General features: G+C 69.4%; 20 protein-coding genes. 13 read left to right on the top strand and 7 right to left on the bottom strand.

What is annotated here, in order from left to right:
- Nucleotides 1-10: 10 nt before the first annotated feature.
- A complete protein-coding gene (locus FS845_RS25590) occupies nt 11-574 on the bottom strand; it encodes a LemA family protein (RefSeq protein ID WP_144641211.1) in 564 nt (187 codons plus the stop codon).
- Nucleotides 575-762: 188 nt separating this feature from the next.
- Nucleotides 763-2067, bottom strand: coding sequence for an MFS transporter (locus FS845_RS25585; protein WP_144641208.1), 1305 nt, complete (start codon nt 2065-2067; stop codon nt 763-765).
- A 171-nt stretch (nt 2068-2238) separates the two neighbouring features.
- On the opposite strand from FS845_RS25585, the gene cyoA reads away from it, so the two are divergent.
- The 5 genes from cyoA to FS845_RS25560 are packed head-to-tail and all read left to right on the top strand — an operon-like array spanning nt 2239 to nt 7072.
- Complete coding sequence (gene cyoA, locus FS845_RS25580; RefSeq protein ID WP_409929341.1) at nt 2239-3225, top strand: ubiquinol oxidase subunit II; 987 nt, start codon at nt 2239-2241, stop codon at nt 3223-3225.
- 56 nt (nt 3226-3281) lie between these two features.
- Entirely contained in the window at nt 3282-5285 is a 2004-nt protein-coding gene (cyoB, locus tag FS845_RS25575) for a cytochrome o ubiquinol oxidase subunit I (RefSeq protein WP_144641205.1), read from the top strand.
- The gene (gene cyoC / locus FS845_RS25570; protein ID WP_144641201.1) at nt 5278-5907 is read left to right on the top strand and encodes a cytochrome o ubiquinol oxidase subunit III; all 630 of its coding nucleotides are present in this window, start codon (nt 5278-5280) and stop codon (nt 5905-5907) included. The genes cyoB and cyoC overlap by 8 nt, the downstream gene beginning before the upstream one ends.
- Nucleotides 5904-6308, top strand: coding sequence for a cytochrome o ubiquinol oxidase subunit IV (gene cyoD / locus FS845_RS25565; RefSeq protein ID WP_144641198.1), 405 nt, complete (start codon nt 5904-5906; stop codon nt 6306-6308). The genes cyoC and cyoD overlap by 4 nt, the downstream gene beginning before the upstream one ends.
- Nucleotides 6308-7072, top strand: a complete 765-nt coding sequence (locus tag FS845_RS25560) for an SURF1 family protein (RefSeq protein ID WP_144641580.1) — start codon at nt 6308-6310, stop codon at nt 7070-7072. The genes cyoD and FS845_RS25560 overlap by 1 nt, the downstream gene beginning before the upstream one ends.
- A 33-nt stretch (nt 7073-7105) precedes the next feature.
- On the opposite strand, the gene FS845_RS25555 is transcribed toward FS845_RS25560, so the two are convergent.
- On the bottom strand, nt 7106-8074 hold the full coding sequence (locus FS845_RS25555; protein WP_144641195.1) for a Bug family tripartite tricarboxylate transporter substrate binding protein: 969 nt from the start codon (nt 8072-8074) through the stop codon (nt 7106-7108).
- A gap of 124 nt (nt 8075-8198) precedes the next feature.
- Here FS845_RS25555 and FS845_RS25550 point away from each other — a divergent pair, with 124 nt between their 5' ends.
- From FS845_RS25550 to FS845_RS25520, 7 genes are all read left to right on the top strand, one after another.
- Nucleotides 8199-9143, top strand: coding sequence for a LysR family transcriptional regulator (locus FS845_RS25550; RefSeq protein WP_144641192.1), 945 nt, complete (start codon nt 8199-8201; stop codon nt 9141-9143).
- A 145-nt stretch (nt 9144-9288) separates the two neighbouring features.
- On the top strand, nt 9289-11385 hold the full coding sequence (locus FS845_RS25545) for a hydantoinase/oxoprolinase family protein (RefSeq protein ID WP_144641189.1): 2097 nt from the start codon (nt 9289-9291) through the stop codon (nt 11383-11385).
- The gene (locus FS845_RS25540) at nt 11382-13118 is read left to right on the top strand and encodes a hydantoinase B/oxoprolinase family protein (protein ID WP_144641186.1); all 1737 of its coding nucleotides are present in this window, start codon (nt 11382-11384) and stop codon (nt 13116-13118) included. The genes FS845_RS25545 and FS845_RS25540 overlap by 4 nt, the downstream gene beginning before the upstream one ends.
- Nucleotides 13115-14911, top strand: coding sequence for a thiamine pyrophosphate-binding protein (locus FS845_RS25535; protein ID WP_144641183.1), 1797 nt, complete (start codon nt 13115-13117; stop codon nt 14909-14911). The genes FS845_RS25540 and FS845_RS25535 overlap by 4 nt, the downstream gene beginning before the upstream one ends.
- The gene (locus FS845_RS25530; protein ID WP_144641180.1) at nt 14911-15201 is read left to right on the top strand and encodes a (2Fe-2S)-binding protein; all 291 of its coding nucleotides are present in this window, start codon (nt 14911-14913) and stop codon (nt 15199-15201) included. The genes FS845_RS25535 and FS845_RS25530 overlap by 1 nt, the downstream gene beginning before the upstream one ends.
- Nucleotides 15202-15236: 35 nt before the next feature.
- Nucleotides 15237-16640 carry an NAD(P)/FAD-dependent oxidoreductase gene (locus FS845_RS25525; protein ID WP_144641577.1) on the top strand — a complete coding sequence of 468 codons (1404 nt, stop codon included), beginning with the start codon at nt 15237-15239 and terminating at the stop codon, nt 16638-16640.
- The gene (locus FS845_RS25520) at nt 16637-17764 is read left to right on the top strand and encodes an NAD(P)/FAD-dependent oxidoreductase (RefSeq protein ID WP_144641177.1); all 1128 of its coding nucleotides are present in this window, start codon (nt 16637-16639) and stop codon (nt 17762-17764) included. Before FS845_RS25525 ends, FS845_RS25520 begins: the two co-directional genes overlap by 4 nt.
- A gap of 24 nt (nt 17765-17788) precedes the next feature.
- Here the strand turns inward: FS845_RS25520 and FS845_RS25515 are convergent, their stop codons facing one another.
- Entirely contained in the window at nt 17789-18928 is a 1140-nt protein-coding gene (locus FS845_RS25515; protein WP_186332428.1) for a DNA-binding protein, read from the bottom strand.
- A gap of 294 nt (nt 18929-19222) precedes the next feature.
- On the opposite strand from FS845_RS25515, the gene FS845_RS25510 reads away from it, so the two are divergent.
- Nucleotides 19223-20230, top strand: coding sequence for a site-specific integrase (locus tag FS845_RS25510; protein WP_144641574.1), 1008 nt, complete (start codon nt 19223-19225; stop codon nt 20228-20230).
- 107 nt (nt 20231-20337) lie between these two features.
- On the opposite strand, the gene FS845_RS25505 is transcribed toward FS845_RS25510, so the two are convergent.
- The 3 genes from FS845_RS25505 to FS845_RS25495 form a co-directional block, all read right to left on the bottom strand.
- Nucleotides 20338-20976, bottom strand: a complete 639-nt coding sequence (locus FS845_RS25505) for an isochorismatase family protein (protein WP_144641171.1) — start codon at nt 20974-20976, stop codon at nt 20338-20340.
- Entirely contained in the window at nt 20973-22031 is a 1059-nt protein-coding gene (locus tag FS845_RS25500) for a 2,5-dihydroxypyridine 5,6-dioxygenase (RefSeq protein ID WP_144641168.1), read from the bottom strand. Before FS845_RS25500 ends, FS845_RS25505 begins: the two co-directional genes overlap by 4 nt.
- Nucleotides 22032-22055: 24 nt before the next feature.
- On the bottom strand, nt 22056-22362 hold a 307-nt coding region (locus FS845_RS25495), incomplete at its 5' end, for an alpha/beta fold hydrolase (RefSeq protein WP_144641164.1).

Here is a 22362-nt window from a genome sequence, read left to right as displayed (position 1 = left end):
CGGCCGCGGCTCAGAATGCGACATGCGGCACCGCGGCGTCGGCCGGATCGTCCAGTTCGAAATAGGCTTCCTGCCTGAAGCCGAAGCTGCCCGCCACCAGGTTGGACGGGAACGACTCGACGCGGATGTTGAGCTCGCGCGCCGTGCCGTTGTAGTAACGCCGCGCCATCTGCAGCTGGTCCTCGATCTCGGCCAGGCTGTCCTGCAGGCCGCGGAAGTTGGCGTCCGCCTTCAGGTCGGGATAGGCCTCTGCGATGGCCATCAGCCGGCCCAGCGACTGGTTCAGCGCCTGTTCCGCCTGGGCCTGCTGGGCCACGCCGGCCGCGTTGATGCTGGTCGCGCGGCGCGCGGCGATCTCGTCGAAGATGCCCTTCTCGTGCGCCGCGTAGGCCTTGACCGTCTCGACCAGGTTGGGCACCAGGTCGGTGCGGCGGCGCAATTGCACCGAGATGCCGCTCCACCCTTCGCGGGCCAGGGCGCGCAGGCGTACCAGCGCGTTGTACGTGATGACGACATACCCCAGCACGGCCACCACCGCGATGCACACGGCGACGACCCACGTGGAAGCGAACATGGCGGATTCCCGGGATTGGCAAGGGGGCTAATGTACCCATAGAGGGGCCCGCCCGCGCCGCCAAGTCGTGTCCGCTTGTTACCCGTGTAAACGGTTTCATCCGGCCGGTGGGCGGCCGGCAGGCGAGGCGCGAAGCCGCGGTTGCCCACGGCCTTGCCGCGCGCGCGTGCGATGCGGCCCGCGCGCGCTCAGTTCGTCTCGAGCAGCCGGTTGATCTTCAGCGCCAGCAAGGTGCAGACCGCGCCCGAGATCAGGTAGACGCTGGTGGCCACCAGGCCGAACTTCATCGACAGGCCCAGCGCCACCAGCGGCGCGAAGGCCGCGCCGAACAGCCAGGCCATGTCCGAGGTCAGCGCCGCGCCGGTATAGCGGAAGTGCAGCGAGAAGTTGGACGTGACGGTGCCGGAGGCCTGGCCGTACGACAGACCCAGCAGCAGGAAGCCCGCCAGGATGAAGGTATTCTCGCCGGCCGGGCCGCCTTCCAGCAGCCACGGCACGGCCAGCGCGAACAGGCCGATGGCCAGCGCCAGTGCGCCCAGCGTATTGCGCCGGCCGAAGCGGTCGGCCAGCCAGCCCGACACCACGGTGCCCACCATGCTGAGCGCGGCGCCCAGGATCTGCACGCCCAGCACGTTGGCCAGCGGCCGTTCGCTGTGCAGGTTGATCCACGACAGCGGGAAGACCGTGACCAGGTGGAACAGCGCATAGCTGGCCAGCGCGGCGAATGCGCCGATGAAGACGTTGTAGGCCTGCTCGTCGATGACCCGCGAGACCTTGATGGGCGCCAGTTCGCGCTCTTCCAGCAGCCGCGTGTACTCCTCGGTGACGACCAGCCGCAGCCGCGCGAACAGCGCCACGACGTTGATGGCGAACGCCACGAAGAACGGATAGCGCCAGCCCCATTCGACCAGGTCAGTTTCGTTGAGCGTGGTCAGCAGGTACAGGAAGATGGCGGCCGCGATGATGAAGCCGATGGGCGCGCCCAGCTGGCCCAGCATGGCGTACCAGCCGCGCCGGTGGGCGGGCGCGTTCAGCGCCAGCAGCGACGGCAGGCCGTCCCAGGAGCCGCCCAGCGCGATGCCCTGCAGGCAGCGGAAGATGGACAGCAGCACGATGGCGGCCGCGCCCAGCGTCTCGTAGCTGGGCAGGAATGCCATGCCCGCGGTGGCCGTGCCCAGCATGAACAGGGCCAGGGTGAGCTTGACGCTGCGGCCCCACCGGTGCTGCACGGCCATGAAGATGGCGGTGCCGAAGGGCCTGCAGATGAACGCGAACGAGAAGATCGCGAACGACCACAGCGTGCCGTACAGCGGCGATTCGAAGGGAAAGAACACTTGTGGGAAAACAGCAACACACGCGATGCCGAAGACGAAGAAATCGAAGTATTCCGACGTCCGTCCGATGACCACGCCCACCGCGATGTCGCGCGGCGCGACATTGGAATTGTGGGGGGTCTGCGTGTTTGCCGAGTACGGCGTTGCGGTGCTGGACATACGTTGGCGCGCTCCGTTTGACGTGGAATACAGCCTGCCCCGGCGAACGCGCGGCCGCTTGCCGCCGCGCGTTTCTCTGACCGAACTGGAGATCATTTTGCTCTAGATTTTTCACATGCTCCAGAGTACGGTTGAAACTATCCTAATCGGTGCCGACCGTGGAGGGGCTGCATGTCCATGCTGTTCTGCAGAAAGTTGAGATATGCGCTTTTGCTTCCCGCACTGGCCGCCCTGGGGGGCTGCAGCAAGGCCGTGCTGCTCTCTCCTTCCGGCGACGTGGCCTGGCAGTTGCGGGACATCATCCTGGTTTCCACGGGTCTCATGCTGCTGATCATCGTGCCGGTGATCGTGGCCACGCTGTGGTTCTCGTGGCGCTATCGCGAAAGCAACGCCGACGCGCCCTACTCGCCCGACTGGGACCACTCCACCACGCTGGAACTGCTGATCTGGGCCGCGCCGCTGATGATCATCATCGCGCTCAGCGCCCTCACCTGGGTCAGCACCCACAAGCTCGATCCCTACCGCCCGCTGGCGCGCCTGGACTCGCAGCGCCCCATGCCGCCGGGCACCAAGCCCCTGGAAGTGCAGGTGGTGGCGCTGGACTGGAAGTGGCTGTTCCTCTATCCCGAGCAGGGCATCGCCACGGTCAACGAACTGGCCGCGCCGGTCGACCGGCCCATCGAATTCAAGATCACCTCGTCCTCGGTGATGAACTCGTTCTACATCCCCGCGCTGGCCGGCCAGATCTATGCGATGCCGGGCATGCAGACCCGCCTGCACGCGGTCATCAACCATGCCGGCGAGTACCAGGGCTTTTCCGCGAACTACAGCGGCGAGGGCTTCTCGCAGATGCGCTTCAAGTTTCACGGGCTGCCGCAGGCCGAGTTCGACAAGTGGGTGCAGGCCGGCAAGTCCGCGGCCAAGCCGCTGGACCGCGAGGCCTACCAGGCGCTGGCGCAACCCAGCAAGGCCGTGCCGGTGCAGCGCTACGGCACGGTGGATCCGAGCCTGTTCCAGGCCATCCTGGATCGCTGCACGCAGCCAGGCCAGCAGTGCGTCTCGCCACATGCCAGCGCCAATGACCTGAACATCTGCCGGGCGCCCCGGCAGGCCGGGCTGCAGGCGCCGCTGTCCCTGAGCTCGCCCGCCGCCATGTAGCCCGCGCCGTCCGGCCCGATCCCTCGCTCGAAGAAATGTCTCTCGCAGGAACACCCATGCCCGACCATCCCGCCTCTGAAAGCCTGTTGTTCGGACGCCTGACCTGGGACGCGATCCCCTTGCACGAACCCATCCTGCTGGTGACCTTCGCGGCCGTCGCGCTGGGCGGCATCGGGGTGCTGGGCGCCATCACCTACTACCGCAAGTGGGGCTACCTGTGGCACGAATGGTTCACCAGCATCGACCACAAGAAGATCGGGATCATGTACGTGATCCTGGGCCTGGTGATGCTGCTGCGGGGCTTCGCGGATGCCCTGATGATGCGGGCCCAGCAGGCGGTCGCCTTCGGCGACAACCTGGGCTACCTGCCGCCGCACCACTACGACCAGATATTCACCGCGCACGGCGTGATCATGATCTTCTTCGTGGCCATGCCGCTGGTCACGGGCCTGATGAACTACATCGTGCCGTTGCAGATCGGCGCGCGCGACGTGGCCTTTCCCTTCCTGAACAACTTCAGCTTCTGGATGACCACGGCCGGCGCCGTGCTGGTGATGATGTCGCTGTTCGTGGGCGAGTTCGCCAAGACCGGCTGGCTGGCCTACCCGCCTTTGTCCGGCATCCTGCACAGTCCGGATCCAGGGGTCGATTACTACATATGGGCCTTGCAGATAGCGGGGGTAGGCACGCTGCTGTCGGGGGTCAACCTGCTGGTCACCATCGTGAAGATGCGCGCGCCCGGCATGCTGATGATGCGCATGCCCATCTTCACCTGGACCTCTCTGTGCACCAATGTCCTCATCGTGGCGGCCTTCCCGGTGCTGACCGCGGTGCTGGCCCTGCTGACCATGGACCGCTACGTCGGCACCAATTTCTTCACGGCGGACGGCGGCGGCAACGCCATGATGTACGTCAACCTGATCTGGATCTGGGGCCACCCCGAGGTCTACATCCTGGTGCTGCCGGCCTTCGGCATCTTCTCGGAAGTCGTGGCCACGTACTGCCGCAAGCGCCTGTTCGGCTATGCCTCGATGGTGTACGCCACGGTGGTCATCACGGTGCTGTCGTACCTGGTCTGGCTGCACCACTTCTTCACGATGGGGTCCGGCGCCAGCGTGAACTCGTTCTTCGGCATCACCACCATGATCATCTCCATCCCCACCGGGGCCAAGGTGTTCAACTGGCTGTTCACGATGTACCACGGCCGCATCCGCTTCGACGTGCCGATGCTGTGGACCGTGGGCTTCATGGTCACCTTCGTCATCGGCGGCATGACGGGCGTGCTGCTGGCCGTGCCGCCCGCCGACTTCGCCCTGCACAACAGCCTGTTCCTGATCGCGCACTTCCATAACGTGATCATCGGCGGCGTGCTGTTCGGCCTGCTGGCGGGCATCACCTACTGGTTTCCCAAGGCCTTCGGCTACCGCCTGGATCCGTTCTGGGGCAAGCTTTCGTTCTGGCTCTGGCTGGTGGGCTTCTACGCGGCCTTCATGCCGCTGTACGTGCTGGGCCTCTTGGGCGTGACGCGCCGCATGAGCCACTTCGACGATCCCTCGCTGCAGATCTGGTTCCAGATCGCCGCCGTGGGCGCCGTGCTGATCGCGGGCGGCATCGCGTGCTTCCTGATCCAGCTGGTGGTGAGCTTCCGCAGGCGCCATTCCCTGCGCGACGAGACGGGCGACCCCTGGGACGGCCGCACGCTGGAATGGTCCACGTCCTCGCCGCCGCCGGCCTACAACTTCGCCTTCACGCCCGTGATCCACGAGCGCGACGCCTGGTGGCAGATGAAGCGCCAGGGCTACGTCCGGCCGCTGGAAGGCTTCATTCCCATCCACATGCCCGCCAATACCTGGGCCGGCATCGTGCTGGCCGGCATCTCGCTGGTGCTGGGCTTCGCGTTGATCTGGCACATGTGGCTGGTGGCCGTGGTCGCCTTCGCCGGGCTGATCGTCACCACCATCGTGCATACCTTCAACTACCACCGCGACTACTACGTGCCGGCCGACGAGGTCGCCCGCACCGAAGCCGATCGCACCCAATTGCTGGCCCGCCATGTCTGAACTCACTGCCACCGCCCCGAACGGCGACGCGGGTCGCCAGTTCTACCTGACCACCGAACACCACGTGAAGAACGGCACGCTGCTGGGCTTCTGGGTGTACCTGATGAGCGACTGCCTCATCTTCGCCTGCCTGTTCGCCACCTACGGCGTGCTGGGCCGCAACTATGCGGGCGGCCCCACGGGCGCCGACCTGTTCGACCTGCCGCTGGTGGCGGTCAACACGGCCCTGCTGCTGTTCTCGTCCATCACCTACGGCTTCGCGCTGCTGCAGGGGCGGCGCGGCCGGGTCGGGTCGCTGCTGGGCTGGCTGGCCGTCACCGGCCTGCTGGGCGCGGGCTTCCTGGGCCTGGAGCTGTACGAGTTCTCGCACCTGATCGGCGAAGGCGCCGGCCCGCAGCGCAGCGCATTCCTGTCCTCGTTCTTCACGCTGGTCGGCACCCACGGGCTGCACGTCACCTTCGGCATCGTGTGGCTGGTGGTGCTGATGGTGCAGATCGCCCGGCACGGCCTGACCATCCCCAACAAGCGCCGCCTGATGTGCCTGTCCATGTTCTGGCACTTCCTGGACGTGATCTGGATCGGCGTGTTCACCGTGGTGTATCTGATGGGAGTGCTGCCATGAGCACGATGACGACCGCCAACCCTGCCGACGACCGCGGCCACGGCCATGCCCACGAGGAAGAGGATCCGCTGGCCCACGCCTCGCTGCATGGCTACCTGCTGGGCTTCGCGCTGGCGGTCATCCTGACGGCCATCCCCTTCTTCATCGTGATGGGTGGACTGTTTTCCAGCACGCGCGTCACCAGCCTGGTGCTGCTGACGCTGGCCGCCATCCAGATGGTGGTGCACGTCGTCTACTTCCTGCACATGGACTTCCGCTCGGAAGGCGGCTGGAACATGCTGTCCATCCTGTTCACGCTGGTGCTGGTGATCATCACGCTCAGCGGCTCGATCTGGATCATGTACCACCTGGATCACAACATGATGCCCATGTCCACGGACGACATGCGAACCCGGCCGTGATGCGCGGTGGCGAGGATGCACGGACCGGGGCCGGCCGCGCGCGCGGCGGGCTGAAGCGCGCCCTGCTGGCCTTGCTGGCCCTCGTGCTGTTCGCGGGGTTCTGCTCGCTGGGCGTCTGGCAGATCCAGCGCCGCGCCTGGAAGCTGGAGCTGATCGCCCAGGTCGACCAGCGTGTGCACCTGCCCGCCTCTGCCGCGCCCGGCATGGCGCAATGGCCGGCGCTGAACCGTTCCGCCGACGAATACCGCCACGTGCGTGCCGAGGGCGTGTATCGATACGACAGGCAGACCCTGGTGCAGGCCACGACCGACTACGGCAGCGGCTACTGGGTGATGACGCCACTGGCGCTGCGCGACGGCGGCACGGTGCTGGTCAACCGGGGATTCGTGCTGCCCGCCTGGCGCAAGCGGCAGGACCAGGCAGGCCCCGCGGGTCCGGTCCAGGTAGTGGGACTGCTGCGCATGTCCGAACCCGACTTCCCCATCCTGCGCCACAACGATCCGGTGCAGGATCTCTGGTATTCGCGCGATACGCGGGCCATCGCCGCGGCGCGCGGCCTGGAAGGCGTGGCGCCCTACTTCATCGACGCCGAGAAGACGCCGGGCGCGGCGCCCGATCCCGTGGTGGCGCCGGTGCCCGGCCTGACGGTCCTGGCCTTCCGCAACAGCCACCTTTCGTATGCCCTCACCTGGTTCGCCATGGCGGCGATGGTGATCCTGGGGGCCGTCGTGTTCGTGCGCGTGGAGCGGCGCACGCGGGCGTAGCGACGGGCCGCTTCCAGCGACCCGCGCATCGGACTACATGGGCTGCAGGTCGATCTCGCGCGCGATCCGGCCGAAGGTGGCCAGGTCGTGCTCGACGCGTTCGGTGGTTTCCGCCGGCGTCGAGATGCGCGGAATCATGCCCAGCTCGGTCAGGCGCTGCTGCATCTCGGGCTTGGCGAACTCGCGCGCCAGGCTCTGCTGGATCTTCTGCACCACGGCATCGGGCGTGTCCTTGGGCGCGGCCAGGCCGAACCAGGCGACGGCCGTAAAGCCAGGCAGGCCCGCCTCCTGCGCGGTAGGCACATTGGGCAGCGACGGCAGGCGCTCGGGATTGGTCACGAACAGCGGATTGACCTTGCCCGCCTGGATGAAGGGCGTCTGCACGCCCGTGTTGTCCAGCACGGCATTGATGTGTCCGCCCAGCAGGTCGTTCATTGCCGGGCTGCTGCCCTTGTACGGCACGATGTTGACCTGCAGGCCGGCGGCCTTGGCGAACATCATCTGCGTCAGGTGCTGCTGCGTGCCCAGGCCGGCGTTGCCGAAGGTGATGCCGTTGGGATGCTTCTGGCCATAGTCGATGAATTCCTTCAGGTTCCTGGCCGGAAAGCCGGGATTGGTGACGACCACGAACGGCAGGTCGACCAGGACCGTGACCTGCTTGAAGTCTTCCAGCGGCTTGTAGCGCAGCTTGTAGACGTAGGGATTCACGGCCATGGTGCCGCTGGCGGTCAGCACCAGCGTGTAGCCGTCGCCCTCGGCGCGCGCCACGAACTCGGTGCCCAGCACGCCGCCGGCGCCGGGCTTGGCCTCGACAATGGCCGGCTGGCCCAGCTCGCTGGTCAGCGCCTGCGCGGAGAAGCGCGCCAGCATGTCGGCCGTGCCGCCCGTGGCGTACGGCAGCACGATGGTGATCGGCTTGCTGGGATAGGTGTCCGCCGCCGCCGAGCCGGCGACCAGCAGCGCCGCGCACGCGGCGGCCAATGACTTCAGGTGCACTGCCATCGATGGGTTCCCCATGTTGTCGTTACTGCTCTCGAACCCGGCAAAGCGTAAGCGGTCCACCGTTATATGACCAATCAACATTTAAAATAAAAGCTCATCAAGGAAGCTGATAACGGAGGCCACCGTGCCGGGCGCGATCGACTTGAACCTGCTGCGCATCTTCCATGCCGTCATGAGCGAGCGCAACGTCACCCGCGCGGCCGTCGCGCTGCACATGACCCAGCCCGCGGTCAGCAACGCCATCAACCGGCTGCGGCTGACGCTGCAGGATCCCCTGTTCGTCAAGGTGCAGGGCGGCGTGCTGCCCACCCCGCGCGCCGAGCTGCTGTGGCCGCCCATCCGCGAGGCCCTCGGCCGCATCGCCGAGACCCTGGAGCACAATGAGTTCGATCCGGCTCGCTCGCAGGCCGTGTTCCGCATGGCCATGTCCGACTACGTGGCCGACCAGATCATCCGGCCGCTGTTCGTCGAACAGCAGGCCGTGGCGCCCCACATCCGCATCCACCTGCATCCCTATTCGCTGGACAACGCGGGCGCGCTGCTGGAGAAGGGCGAGGTCGAGATGGCGGCGGGGGTGTATTCCAATTTCGGCTCGTCGCTGCGCACCCTGCCGCTGGAGACGCTGACCTATGTGTGCGCCATGCGCAAGGGCCATCCGCTGCTGTCCCAGGCGCGCTTCACGCTGGACGACTTCCTGCGGGCGCGCCACCTGATGGTCAGCCTGCTGGGCACGCCTGCCCTGATCGACCACGAGCTGGCGGCGCACGGCCACCAGCGCAATGTGGTGCTGACCATCAACCAGTTCTCGCTGGCGCCGCGCCTGCTGGCCGAGACCGACCTGATCTGCGTGGTGCCGCTGAACACCGTGCGCAACAGCCCGCACAGCCACCAGCTGGAGGCGGTCGATCCGCCCTTCCCCTTCATGCAGCGCACCGTCAACCTGATCTGGCACGAGCGCTCGGACCACGAGCCGGCCCACCGCTGGCTGCGCGAGGAGATCCTGAAGGTGTGCAAGGCGCAGGGCATGCGGCTGGACGCCTCGCCGTCGGCGCAGTCGCACGCATACTGAGCGCGGGTGGGTTCGACGTGCGAGCGACATTCACAACAGTGATCATGCCCAATGCAAATCTTTGATTGGATCGAATGATGGTCGATCGCTAGGATTCCGTCATTGCCGGCGCCACGTTCGGCGCGCCCGCATTCTGGAGACCTGCGTGACTCAGACCGCATCCGCCCAACCCTCGTCCACGCGCCGTTTCCGCGTCGGGTTCGACGTGGGGGGCACCTTCACCGATTTCACCCTGCTGGCCGAGCATACCGGCGAGCTGCATTACTTCAAGGTGCCGTCCACGCCGCACGATCCCTCGCAGGCGATCCAGTCGGGCCTGGCCCACCTGATGCAGGAGCACGGCATCGCTGGCGCGGAACTGGTGCACGTGGGCCACGGCACCACGGTGGCCACCAACATGGTGATCGAGCGGCGCGGCTCGCGCACGGCGCTGGTCACCACGCGCGGGTTCCGCGACGTGCTGGAAATCGGACGCCAGACGCGTCCGCACCTGTACGACTACAACGTCATCAAGCCCGAGCCGCTGGCGCCGCGCGAACTGCGCTTCGAGATCAGCGAGCGCATCCTGGCCGACGGGTCGGTGCTGCAGCCGCTGGCCGAGGACGAGGTGGTGGCCGTGGCTCGGCAGCTGGCGCAACAGAAGGTCGACGCGGTGGCCGTGTGCTTCATGCACAGCTACCGCAACGACGCGCACGAGCGCCGCGCCCGCGAGATCCTGGCCGAATACCTGCCCGATGCCTATCTGAGCGTGTCCTGCGAAATCCTGCCGGAATTCCGCGAGTACGAGCGCATGTCCACGACCGCGCTCAACGCTTACGTGGGCCCGCGCATGGCCTCGTACATGCGCAACCTGGTCGACTCGGTGCGGCGCATGGCCGTCGAGGCCGCGCCCAGCACCGTGCATTCCAATGGCGGCCTGATGTCCGTCGAATCGGTGCTGACCGCGCCGGTGCGCACCTGCGTGTCCGGCCCCGCCGCGGGCGTGATCGGCGCGGCCGAGCTGGGCCGCGTGGCGGGCTGCCATGACCTGATCACCTTCGACGTGGGCGGCACCAGCACCGACGTGTCGCTGGTGGCCGACCTGCAGCCGCTGTTCACGTCCAGCCGCCTGGTGGCCGACTACCCCGTCAAGACCCAGATGGTGGACGTGCACGTGATCGGCGCGGGCGGCGGCAGCATCGCGCGCATCGACGACGCGGGCGCCCTGAAGGTGGGGCCGCAGAGCGCCGGCGCGGTGCCGGGGCCCATCGCCTATCAGCGCGGCGGCACGCTCGTCACGCTGACCGACGCCCACGTCGTGCTGGGCCGCCTGAACCCCGAGGCCCTGCTGGAAGGCCGCATGCGCGTGTACGCGGCCGAGGCGCGCGCCGCGCTGCAGGCGCAGATCGCGGCCCCCCTGGGCCTGAGTGTGGAGGAAGCCGCCTACGGCATCCTGCGCATCGCCAATTCGAACATGGCGCGCGCCGTGCGGGCCGTGTCCACCGAGCGCGGCCACGACATCCGCAAGTTCGCCCTGTGCTCGTTCGGCGGCGCGGGCGGGCTGCATGCCGCCGAGCTGGCGCGCGACTGCGGCATCGGCACGGTGCTGGTGCCGCAGGAGCCCGGCACCATGTGCGCGCGCGGCATCCTGCTGTCGGACGTCTCGATGGATTTCGTGCAGACCCTGATGGGGCACGCCACCGACGCGGGCTGGCGCATGCTGGACGAGGCGCTGCGGGCGCTGGCCGGCAAGGCCCGCGACTGGCTGCGCGGCGAAGGCGTGAAGGATGACGCGCAGCGCCTGGGTGCCGTCATCGACGCGCGCTACCAGGGCCAGAACTTCGAGATCCCCGTCCCGCTGGACGGCATGGCGCTGATGCCGCTGGACGCCTTCATGGCGGCCTTCAGCGCGGCGCACGTGCGCGAATACGGCTACGACGCGGCCGGCCGCGCCGTCGAGATCGTCAACTGCCGCGTGCGCGCGGTGGGCCTGGTGCCGCGCGCCCCGATGGCGCGAGTGGCGGGCGGCGCCAGCCTGGCCGGCGCGGTCAAGCAGACGCGCGCTGTGTACTTCGCCGCGCACGGCTGGGTCGACACCCCGGTGTACCGCCGCGCCGCCCTGCCCGTGGGCACGCCGATCGAAGGCCCCGCGGTGGTCGAGGAAATGAGCTCGACCACCGTCGTGCTGCCCGGCCAGCGGGCCCATGCCGACGACTACGGCAATCTCCTGATCAACCTGAATCCCCGAGGCGCCCAGCCATGACGCTACCTACCCCGCCCGCCGCCGGCGCCGACGACTTCGACGCCATCGAGATGGAGGTGTTCAGCAACCGCCTGCTGTCCATCACCGAGGAGATGGGCAACACGCTGATCCGCTCGTCCTTCTCCAGCAACATCAAGGAGCGCAAGGACTGCTCCGTGGCGCTGTTCGACGCCGCCGGCCGCCTGGTGGCGCAGGCCGCGCACGTGCCGGTGCACCTGGGCTCGCTGTCCGGCGGCATCGATGCCGTGCTGCGGCGCTACGGCACGCAGGGCATCCGTCCGGGCGATGCCTTCCTGTGCAACGACTCGTACCTGGCCGGCGGCACGCACGCCCCGGACATCACGGTGGTGTCGCCCGTCTTCCATGACGGCGTGCTGCGCTTCTTCGCCGCCAACATCGGCCACCATACCGACGTGGGCGGCGCGGTGCCGGGATCCACCTCGCACCACCTGAAGACCGTGTGGGAGGAAGGCCTGCGCCTGCCCGCCATGCGCATCGTGCGTGCCGGCGAGCTGGACCTGGACCTGCTGGAGATGATCGCCCACAACACGCGCGAGCCGGAGAACCGGATGCACGACATCCGCGCGCAGATCGCCACCAACGACAAGGGCGCGAAGCTGATGCTGGAGCTGGTGCAGCAGTCCGGGCTGGACACCGTGCTGTCGGCCATCGACAGCATCCTGGCCTATACCGAGCGGCGCCTGCGCCAGCGCATCGCCCAGCTGCCGGACACGTCCGTGACCTTCGTCGAGCGCATGGACGACGACGGACTGGGCGGCGACCCGGTGGTGATCCAGGCCAACGTGCAGGCCCGCGACGGCCAGCTGCACGTGGACTTCACCGGCACGGGCAAGCAGGCGCGCGGCGCCTTCAATCTGCCGGCCAGCGCCCTGCACGCCAGCGTGTACTTCGCCGTGAAGGCGATGCTGGACCCCGAGCTGATGCCCAACAACGGCATGTTCCAGCCCATCACCATCAGCGCGCCCGAAGGCACCATCACCAATCCGCGCTTTCCGGCCGCGGTGGGCGCGCGGGTCACCACCGCGCAGCGCGTGGCCGGCACCGTCATCGGCGCGCTGGGCCAGCTGCTGCCCGCCGACCGCGCCATGGCCTCGTGCAACGACGTGATGCCATCGATGCTGTTCTCCGCGCCGATGCGGGACGGCAAGGGCACGTACGTGTACCTGGAAACGCTGGGCGGCGGCGCGGGCGGCCGCGCGGCGGGCGACGGCATGGACGGCATCCAGGTGCACGTGACCAATACGTCGAACCTGCCGGCCGAGGCGCTGGAGATCGAGTATCCCCTGCTGGTCGAGGAATACGCGCTGGTCGAGGACACGGGCGGTGCGGGCCGGCACCGCGGCGGCATGGGCATCGCGCGGCAAATCCGCTCGCTGGACGATCGCCTGACCTGCTCGATCCGCTGCGATGCCGCGCTGTTCGGCGCGGCGGGGCTGAACGGCGGGCTGCAGGGCGGCACCTCGCGCGTGATGCAGAACCCGGGCCGGGCCGACGAGCAGCGGCTGGCCAACAAGATCTCGGGCCATGCGCTGCCCAGCGGCCAGTCGGTGCGCCTGGAGACGCCGGGCGGCGGCGGCTACGGCACGCCCGCCGAGCGCGATCCCGCGCAGCTGCGGCGCGACATCCGCGGGGGCAAGGTCAGCCTGGCCGCCGCGCAACGCGACTACGGCGACGAACTGGTGGCGCGCGCCATGCAGGAGGATGCGGCATGAGCCCGCCGAGCCGCCTCAAGGGCGAATACCGGAGTGCGCAGCACGAAGGTATACCAGTAATCGGGACGGCCCTCACCCACGGCGCATGCCGGACTGCAGGAACGGGACCGGACGCATCCGCCTCGGCCGCAGGCCCGCGCAGCGGCGGCGCGCTGCTGGTCGCGCAGTTGCGCGCCTATGGCGTGCGGCGCGTGTTCATGGTGCCGGGCGAGAGCTTCCTGCCCTGCATCGACGCGCTGTACGAGCATGCCGCCGAGATCGAATCGGTGGTGTGCCGCCAGGAAGGCGGCGCCGCCTACATGGCCGAGGCGCAGGGCAAGCTGACCAGCCAGCCGGGCATCTGCTTCGTGTCGCGCGGCCCCGGCGCCTGCAATGCCGCGATCGGCGTGCATACCGCACGCGAGGATTCCACGCCCATGATCCTGTTCATCGGACAGGTGGGCGGCGACGCCCGCGACCGGCAGTGCTTCCAGGAAGTGGACTACCGCGCCATGTATGCGCCGCTGGCCAAGTGGGCGGCGCAGATCGAGCGGGCGGACCGCATTCCGGAGTACCTGGCGCGCGCCTGGTCCATCGCCACCGGCGGCCGTCCTGGTCCGGTGGTGCTGGCCTTGCCGGACGACATGCTGGACGAAGTCGTGGATGTGCCGCTGGCGCCGCTGCCGCGGCCTGCGCAAGGGCAGCCCGGCCCCGCCGAGCTGCAACGGCTGCGCGAACTGATCGAATCCGCCGAGCGGCCGCTGCTGCTGCTGGGCGGCTCGGGCTGGTCCGACGCGGCGCGCGACGGCATCGCCCGCTTCGCCGAGCGCTTCGACCTGCCCGTGGCCACCGCGTGGCGCCGGCTGGAGCTGTTCGACAATGATCATCCCAATTTCGTGGGGCAGGTCAGCGCCAGCATGCCGGCGAACCAGAAGCGCGCGGTGACCGACAGCGACCTGGTCATCGCGCTGGGCACCCGCTTGTGCGAGCCGACCACGATCAACTACACCTGGCTGGCCTCGCCCGTGCCCGGCCCGCGCCTGGTGCACATCCATCCCGATGCCGGCGAGATCGGCCGGGTATGCGTGCCCGAACTAGGGCTCGTGGCGAGCCTGGACGGCTTCGCGCAGGCCGTGGAAGCCCTGGCGCCCTCGCCCGGCTGGCTGCCGCGCCGCCGCGGCGCGCAGGCGGCCGGCGACGCCGCCGTGCCCGCGCCGCAGCCGGGACCGTTGGACCTGAACGTGGCCGCGCGCCACGTCGCCGCCACGCTGCCCGCCGATTCCTGCGTGACTGTCGGCGCCGGCAACTATGCGCTCTATGCGCACCGGCACATCCTGTTCAAGGGACTGGGCAGCCAGCTGTCGCCCGCCGTGGGCGCCATGGGATACGGCCTGCCCGCGGCCATCGCCGCCAAGCTGCACGCGCCCCGGCGCACGGTGGTGTGCTTCGCCGGCGACGGCTGCTTCCAGATGACCTCGCAGGAGCTGGCCACGGCCGCCCAGTATCGGCTGGGCATCGTCGTGCTGGTCTTCAACAACGGGCTGTTCGGCACCATCCGTCTGCACCAGGAGCGCGCCTTTCCCGGGCGCCCGCTGGCCACCGAGCTGGTCAATCCGGATTTCGCGCAGCTGGGCCGCAGCCATGGCGGCTACGGGCAGGTGGTGACGCGCACGGAAGACTTCGCACCGGCCTACGACGAGGCCCTGGCGCATGCCACGCGAGAGCGTCTGCCGGCCGTGCTGGACCTGCGCTACGACGCCGACCTGATCCTGCCGGACCGCACGCTGTCGCAGATCCGCGAGGCGCGACCCTGATGCCGTTGCTGCGCCGCTTGTCCAGGCCCGCCAGTGCCCCGTTGACCCTGAGCTGGAATGGCCGGCCGATTCCCGCCCGCCAGGGAGACACCGTGCTGACCGCCCTGCTGCTGGCGCAGGACCATCTGCGCGTGACGCTGGAAGGCGCGCCCCGCGCGGGCTTCTGCCTGATGGGCGCGTGCCAGGACTGCTGGGTGCAGTGCGTGGACGGGCGGCGCCTGCGCGCCTGTTCGACGCTCGCGCAGGACGGCATGGCGCTGGTCGGCCATCCGCCGGGAGCGCTGCCATGAGCCGCATGGACGACTCGGACCTCTGCGCGGCGGGCATGCTGGCGCCGCGCCCGCCTGGCGAATCGGGCACTGGTGCGGCGCCGTCCATGGTCGTGGTGGGCGGCGGGCCGGCCGGCGTGCGCGCCGCCCACACCTTGCTGCGCCATGGCGTCCGTCCCGTGGTGATCGACGAGGCGCCGCTGCCCGGCGGACAGATCTATCGCCAGGGCGCCGAGCCGCAGCGCGCCAGCGCACGCCAGCGCTATGGCTTCGAGTGGAAGCGCGCGCAAGCCATCCATGAACTGGGCGCGCAACTGCGCAGCCAGGCGGACTACCGGCCGGCCACCGCCGTGTGGAATGCGGGGCCCGGTTACCTTGAACTGGCGTCCGACCAGAGCCTGGACGCGGTGCCCTACACCCACGTGCTGCTGGCCACCGGGGCCACGGACCGTGTGCTGCCCTTCGCGGGCTGGACTCTGCCCGGCGTGTATACGCTAGGCGGCGCGCAGATTTCGCTCAAGAGCCAGCACTGCGTGTTCGGGCCACGTATCGTGTTCGCGGGCACGGGGCCGTTGCTGTACCTGGTGGCCTATCAATACGCCCGCGCGGGCGCCCGGGTGCAGGCGGTCGTGGACAACGCGCCCGAGGTGAATCGCGCGGCCGCCCTGCCCGCCTTGCTGCGCCAGCCGGCCACCCTGGCCAAGGGCCTGTACTACATGGCCTGGCTGCGCGGCCATGGGGTGCCGCTGCATCGCGGCGCGCGGCTGGACGCCGCACAAGGCACGGACCGCATCGAGGCCGTGCGCGTGACGCTGGACGGTAAGCAGCACCGCATCGCCTGCGACGCGTTGGCCGTGGGTCACGGGCTGCGTTCGGAAACCCAGCTGGCCGACCTGCTGGACTGCAGCTTCGGCTTCGACGCGGCGCAGCGCGCGTGGCTGCCGCGCCGCGATGCCGACGGCCGCAGTTCGACGGCGGGCGTGTACCTGGCGGGCGACGGCGCCGGCATCGGCGGCGCGGCCATGGCCGAGATCGCCGGCGAGCGGGCCGCGCTGGCCATGCTGGCCGACAGCGGCGTGGCGGTCGACGCCGCGCGCGTGCAGGCGCTCCGACGCAGGCAGGCGCGGCTAGTGGCGTTCCGTGCCGGACTGGACCGCCTGTTTCCGCAGCCTGGCATCGACGCCCCATGCGACGACGACGTGATGGTATGCCGTTGCGAAGCGGTGCGCGCCGGTGCGCTGCGTGCGGCCGCGGCGCAGTACGACATCGACGACCTGAACCGCCTGAAGGCGATCACGCGCATCGGCATGGGCCTCTGCCAGGGCCGCATGTGCCAGGCCGGCGCGGCCGAGCTGCTGGCGCAGTCGCGCGGGCTGCCGGTGTCGGCCGTCGGCCGGCTGCGCGGGCAGGCGCCGGTCAAGCCGCTGCCACTGACGGCGCTGGGCGGCCCCCCATCATGACGACGTTCGAGACGGAGGTCGCCATCATCGGCGCGGGCCTGGTCGGGGCCAGCGCGGCGTTGGCGCTGCGCCAGGCGGGCGTGCCCACGGTGCTGATCGAGCGCGGCGTCAGCGGCGCACGCGCCAGCGGCGTGAATTTCGGCGGCGTGCGCCGCCAGGGGCGTTCCATCGCCCAACTGCACATCGCGCAACGGGCGCATCGCATCTGGCCAAAGCTGGCAAGCCTGGTGGGCACCGACGCGGAGTACGTGCGCAGTGGGCACCTCAAGCTGGCCCGCTCGCAGGCGGACCTGGAGAAGCTGATCGCGTATCGCGACAAGGTGCGGCAGTTCGATCTCGGGCTGGAGATCATCGAGGGCGCGGCGCTGCGGCGCCGCTATCCCGCGCTGGGGCCCGATGTGGTGGGAGGCTCGCTGTGCCCCGAGGACGGCCAGGCGAACCCGCGCCTGGTGGGGCCGGCGTTCGCTCGCGCGGCGGTCCGGGCGGGCGCGGTGCTGCTGGAGCACTGCGCCATCGAGCACGTGGACGCGTTGGGCCAGGACTTGCTGCTGGCGGCCGCCGACGGGCGCCGCATCCGCGCGGCGCGCGTCGTCAATGCGGCGGGCGCCTGGGGCGGCAAGGTCGCGGGCTGGTTCGGCGATGCGCTGCCGTTGCAGGTCAAGTGCCCGACGATGCTGGTGACCGAGCCCCTGGCGCCGCAGATCGGCGTGTCGCTCGGCGTGGAAGGCGGCGGGTTCTATGCGCGGCAGGTGGCGCGCGGCAACGTGGTGATGGGCGGCGGCTACGGCGTCGCCCTGCCCGGCGACCGCAGCCGGCCGGGACGCGAGGCGATGGCGGAGCTTGGGCGGGTGGCGCCGGCCATCCTGCCGTCATTGCGGCATGCCGCGGTGATCCGCTGCTGGTCGGGGATCGAGGGGTATTTCAGCGACAAGAATCCGGTGATCGGGTCCAGCGCGCGGGAGCCTCGGCTGCTGCATGCGTTCGGGTTCTCGGGCGGGGGGTTCCAGATCGCGCCGGCTGTGGGAGAGATATTGGCCGACCTGATTCTTGACCGAGGCGGGTTGGAGATGGCGCAGGTATTCTCGCCGGCCCGCTGGGAGGCCTGCTCGCCGGCTTCGCGGTGAGTCGCATCGAGGGGCAAACGGGTGTCAAGACTTGCGTCCCGGCGTCGGCGGCTTGCGGCGCAAACTGGCACGCTTGGCAGGCTGACGGCGTATGCCCGACCGCGTAAGCGGTTGGTCAGGCTTGGCCGCCCTTTCCGCTACTACCAGAGTTGCCTCCTTGGCCACGGCTTCGGTGTTCGCTTCGGACGGCGCCGGGTCCGCTGGCGAACGGACCTCCAACTTACGCGCCGCCAGTTGCGCCAGCAAGCGATCGATCTGCCGGTCGCGCGCCGCCAGTTGATCATTCAGGCTGCCGATCTGGCCGAGCATCTGCGTGGCGGTGTCGTTGCGCAGCGCACGCTCGGTCTCGGCGGCGGCAAGGCTGGCGTCCAGCTGCGCGACCAGGGTCTGCACCGTGGCCTCGGCCGCCTGTGCGCGTTGCGACTGAGCATCCACGTCGGACCGCGCCTGTTCGATATTCCCGCGTAGTGTGGCGGCTGTGGCATCCGCGGCCTTGCGGGCGCGCTCCTGCTCTTCCCCGCTTTTCTTCAGCGCCTGGCGCAAGTCGTCCAGCTCGCTCAACCAGCGGCGCTCGTGCGTGGCATGGCGCGCCTCGGCCTTGGCCAGGGCTTCCTGGTAGGCCGCCTGATTGGCTTGCAAGGTCTGCTGCAGGGCCGTCTCGCGTTCGCGGGCGGCGGCCAGCTGTAGCGTCATGTCTTTCAGCGCCGCCGCGCCATCGCGCACCTGGGCCTCGGCCGCCCGCAGGCGGGTTTCCGCGGCTGCGGCCTGTTCGCGGGCCGTGTCGGCCGCGGCCAGCAGATCGGTCTCGCGCGCCTGCAGGCGATCCCGCTCCTGCCGCAGCGCCGCGCGATCGGCATCGACGTACTCGCGCTGCTTGGCCACGGCCGCGCGCTCCTGCGCCGCGGCGTCGGCCCAAGCGTCATGCGCGCTGGCCAGGGCCGTCTCCCAAAGGCCGGCCGCCGCGCGCAGCAGGGGCTCGGGCAAGCCGCCCGCCGTGCCCTGCTGCGCCCCGCCCAGCCGCGAATGGCGCTCGCTGAGCTGCCTGAACCAGGCCTTGAGATGCGGGCCGACGGTATTGGGCGATCCGCGACCCAGGTGCAGACGCACGCGCTCGATCGTGGGCTGCTCCCCATCGCGCAGCACAGCGTCGGCGGCCGCCCACACGTCTTGATCGGTGATGCCTCGGGCCATGGTTTTCTCCAGCTGGACGTGGGAGTGGGTACGCCAACGAACGTACCGCGTAGAATAAGGACGGATAATTGAAAGTTATCCGCTCTTATTGGTCAAATATGTATTACATAATACAGCATACATATTATCTGATACAACACCTTGCCTGGAGCAGATTCAGTGACGAAAAAAGCCGGTTCCTCGCCGTTCGAAGCCGCCATCGCGCCTCGGGCCGAGGGCAGCGCCCTGTCGACCGCCCTGCACGCCAGCGGTCCGTCGATCCGCGCCTTGCTGCGCGAAGGCAGTTCGCAGAACACCGTCGCGGCCTACCGCTCGGCCATTCAGTACTGGGCGGCCTGGCATCAGCTGCGTCTGGGGCAGCCGTTCCACCTGCCGCTGCCGGTCGCCACCGTGCTGCAATTCATCGCCGACCACGTCGAACACGCCCAGGGTGCGCAACGGGTCCATGACCTGCCCGAGGAGATCGACGCGGCGCTGGTGGCCGCACGCGTCAAGCGCAGGCCGGGGCCGTTCACGCTGGCCACGGTGCGGCACCGCCTGGCCGTGCTGTCCGAAGCGCACGAAGCCAAGGAGCTGCCCAATCCCTGCCGCAGCCGCGCCGTGCAGACCGTCATGGCGCGCACGCGCAGCGCCTATGCCAAGCGCGGCGTCCAGCCGGCGCGCAAGGAAGCGTTGACCAAGGAACCGCTGGAACAATTGCTGGCCACCTGCGACGACTCGCTGATCGGCCTGCGCGACCGCGCGCTGCTGCTGTTCGCCTGGGCCAGCGGCGGACGCCGCCGCTCGGAAGTGGTGCGCGCCACCCTGGAGAACACGCGGCGCGTGCCCGAGGGGTTTCTCTACACGATGGGAATGTCGAAGACCAACCAGGAAGGCGCGCAGCGCGCCGACAGCCACAAGCCCGTGGTGGGCCGGGCGGCCGTGGCCCTGCAGGCGTGGCTGACGGCCGCCGGCATCACCGAGGGGCCGCTGTTCCGCCGCGTGCGGCGTGGCGGCGTGGTCGGACCAGGGCTGGGCGCCGAGGCCGTGCGCAAGATCGTGCAGCAGCGCGCCGCGCTGGCCGGATTGCAGGGCGACTACGCTGCCCACAGCCTGCGCTCGGGCTTCGTCACCGAGGCGGGCCGCCAGGAATTGCCGTTGGGCGAGACCATGGCGCTGACGGGCCACGCCAGCGTGGCCAGCGTCGTGGGCTATCACCGCGCGGGGGCGGCGCTGTCGTCCAGGGCCGGGCGCCTGCTCGAGGACGACCAGGCGGTCCGGCCCGGCGCAGCATAAGCGAGCCGCGATCCCGCGGGCCGACCGCCGTCGGCAAACGGCCAGGCAAGCCCACGCGGCGCCGGAGAAGCACGCAGAGTCACGCCGTCGCCCGCCGCCCTTGTCCCCTATCCCGCCCGGGTTGCCGCCAGCGCTTCGTCGCGCGCCATCAGCGCCGCGTATTTCTGCTCCATGTCGAACAGGTTGGCCTCGTGCGGGCCGATGGCGCGATCGCCCACGCAGTCGGTCACCACCAGCGGCCGGAAGCCATACTGCATGGCGTCCACCACGCTGGCCCGCACGCAACCGCTGGTGACGGCGCCCGCCACCAGCAGCGTCTGCACGCCATGGAACGACAGCCAGGCCGACAGCCCCGTGCCGAAGAACGCGGACGGCACGGTCTTGCGCACCACCAGCTCGCCGTCCGCGGGTGTCAGCTCGGGCACGATGGCGCTGTTGTGCACGGCCTCCTTCAGCCCCAGCATGCCCGGCACCTTCAGCGAGAACACGTTGGCGTCGGCGTCGTCGTCGGCGTAGACGATGCGGCTGTGGGCCACCGGCCATTTGCGCTCGCGCGCGGCCTGCAGCAGGCCCACGGTGCGGTCGATGGCCGGCCGGATGTTGCCGCCGCCGAACACGGCCGGGTCGGCGAAGCCGTTGACGAAGTCCACGATCAGCAGGCCGTACGGGGCCGATAGCGGCAGCGGGGTGCCGAAGCTCTGCCGGCGATAGACCTCGGTCTCGGCGGTCTGTGCGGTCTGGGTCATGCCTGGGCTCCTGTGTGTTGCGGCGGATACAGCACCTTGCCGTTCTCCACCATGGTGTCGCCGTCCAGCCGCACGGTGCAGCGGCGCAGCGGGATGTCGATGTGGCAGGCCGTGGTGCGGCTGCCGCCGGCCTCGTTGTTGGGGCCCAGCGAGAACAGGAAGTTGCCCTCGAAGGCGCGCGCGTCCATGCCGATGGTGGCCTCGCGGTCGTACAGCGACAGCGTGGTCCAGCTGGCGCGAGGCTGCAGCCCCCAGCCGATGTGCGAGATCGCATACCCTTCCGGGTCGTTGAACGAGGCCATGTATTCGCTGAGCAGTTCGGCATCGATGCCGCCCTCGATGCGCGTGGCGTAGCCGGCTTGCACCGTCAGCCGGATGGGTTCGTTCACATAGCTTTTCTGCGGCAGCAGGATGTCGCCGCGATCGATCACGATCGTTCCTTCCGCGCTGCCCTCGTCGGGCCAGGTCAGCGAGAAGCCGCTGGGCCAGTGGTCCCAGCGCCCGGGCTCGTCGACGTAGCCGTACTCGCTGATGGCCGGGAACTCGCCCAGCTTGAATCGCACGTCGGTGCCGGCCGGCGAGGTCACGTGCATGGTCTTGGCGGCGGCGATGCGGGCGGACGCGGCCCTCACGCGCTCGCGGTCGGCGGCGGTGGGCACCATCCGCGCCAGGATCTCGGGCGGCTCCACCGCCAGCAGGATCTTGGTGCCGCCCGCCAGGATGTCGTGCTGCTCGGGCGAAAACAACAGCGTCATCAGGTCCAGCACCAGGTCGCTGGCCTTCAGCGCCGCGATGGCGGCCTTGTTGCCCGTCAGCGGCGTGGTGCCCAGGTAGGCAAGCGTGTCGCGGCTCAGGGCCTTCTCGCCGTTGACGGGCGGCAGGTCCAGGCGGTTGACGATGGCGCCCAGCGACTGCGCCGCGATCAGCGCGGCCGACAGGGTCTGGGGATGGGTGGTCGCCCCGGTCAGGATGGTGACGGTCTGCCCCGCTTCCAGGCGGGACAGGGTCAGCACCTCTTTCCAGGCTTCGATCATGGCGTAGTCGCTGACTGGCATGTCGTGCTCCTGTGTGGAATGGGTCTAGCGCGGCGGCAGCGCCGCGCCCAGGAACGCGCCGAAGGCCTGATAGAAGCCCTCTTCGTTGTCCCAGGGAATCATGTGCCCGGCCTCGGCCACGCGCACGTGCTTCGTGCCCGGCGCCAGTCGCTGGATCTCGGCCACGTCTTCGTCCTGCACCACGTCGCCGCGCGCAGCGGTGATCAGCAGCGCGGGAACCTTCAACGACGGCAGGTCGGCATGCACGTCGTCCATATGGAAACCGTCGAAGCTGGCCAGGATGGCGCGCTCGTCGCAGGTGTGCAGCCACTGGGCGCGCAGCTGGCGCTGT

Source organism: Bordetella genomosp. 13 (genome assembly GCF_007679965.1).
Lineage (GTDB): Bacteria > Pseudomonadota > Gammaproteobacteria > Burkholderiales > Burkholderiaceae_B > Bordetella.
Note: the sequence above shows the minus strand (reverse complement) of the source record. Positions and strands in the feature narration are given on the sequence as shown.

Bases quoted from the DNA above. Each gene is read 5' to 3' on its own strand.
- FS845_RS25540 (WP_144641186.1), top strand. From the start codon at position 11,382: ATGACGCTACCTACCCCGCCCGCCGCCGGCGCCGACGACTTCGACGCC.
- FS845_RS25585 (WP_144641208.1), bottom strand. From the start codon at position 2,067: ATGTCCAGCACCGCAACGCCGTACTCGGCAAACACGCAGACCCCCCAC.
- FS845_RS25500 (WP_144641168.1), bottom strand. From the start codon at position 22,031: ATGCCAGTCAGCGACTACGCCATGATCGAAGCCTGGAAAGAGGTGCTG.
- FS845_RS25555 (WP_144641195.1), bottom strand. From the start codon at position 8,074: ATGGCAGTGCACCTGAAGTCATTGGCCGCCGCGTGCGCGGCGCTGCTG.
- FS845_RS25505 (WP_144641171.1), bottom strand. From the start codon at position 20,976: ATGACCCAGACCGCACAGACCGCCGAGACCGAGGTCTATCGCCGGCAG.
- FS845_RS25520 (WP_144641177.1), top strand. From the start codon at position 16,637: ATGACGACGTTCGAGACGGAGGTCGCCATCATCGGCGCGGGCCTGGTC.
- cyoC (WP_144641201.1), top strand. From the start codon at position 5,278: ATGTCTGAACTCACTGCCACCGCCCCGAACGGCGACGCGGGTCGCCAG.
- FS845_RS25590 (WP_144641211.1), bottom strand. From the start codon at position 574: ATGTTCGCTTCCACGTGGGTCGTCGCCGTGTGCATCGCGGTGGTGGCC.
- FS845_RS25560 (WP_144641580.1), top strand. From the start codon at position 6,308: ATGCGCGGTGGCGAGGATGCACGGACCGGGGCCGGCCGCGCGCGCGGC.
- FS845_RS25525 (WP_144641577.1), top strand. From the start codon at position 15,237: ATGCTGGCGCCGCGCCCGCCTGGCGAATCGGGCACTGGTGCGGCGCCG.
- cyoD (WP_144641198.1), top strand. From the start codon at position 5,904: ATGAGCACGATGACGACCGCCAACCCTGCCGACGACCGCGGCCACGGC.
- cyoB (WP_144641205.1), top strand. From the start codon at position 3,282: ATGCCCGACCATCCCGCCTCTGAAAGCCTGTTGTTCGGACGCCTGACC.
- FS845_RS25530 (WP_144641180.1), top strand. From the start codon at position 14,911: ATGCCGTTGCTGCGCCGCTTGTCCAGGCCCGCCAGTGCCCCGTTGACC.
- cyoA (WP_409929341.1), top strand. From the start codon at position 2,239: ATGTCCATGCTGTTCTGCAGAAAGTTGAGATATGCGCTTTTGCTTCCC.
- FS845_RS25535 (WP_144641183.1), top strand. From the start codon at position 13,115: ATGAGCCCGCCGAGCCGCCTCAAGGGCGAATACCGGAGTGCGCAGCAC.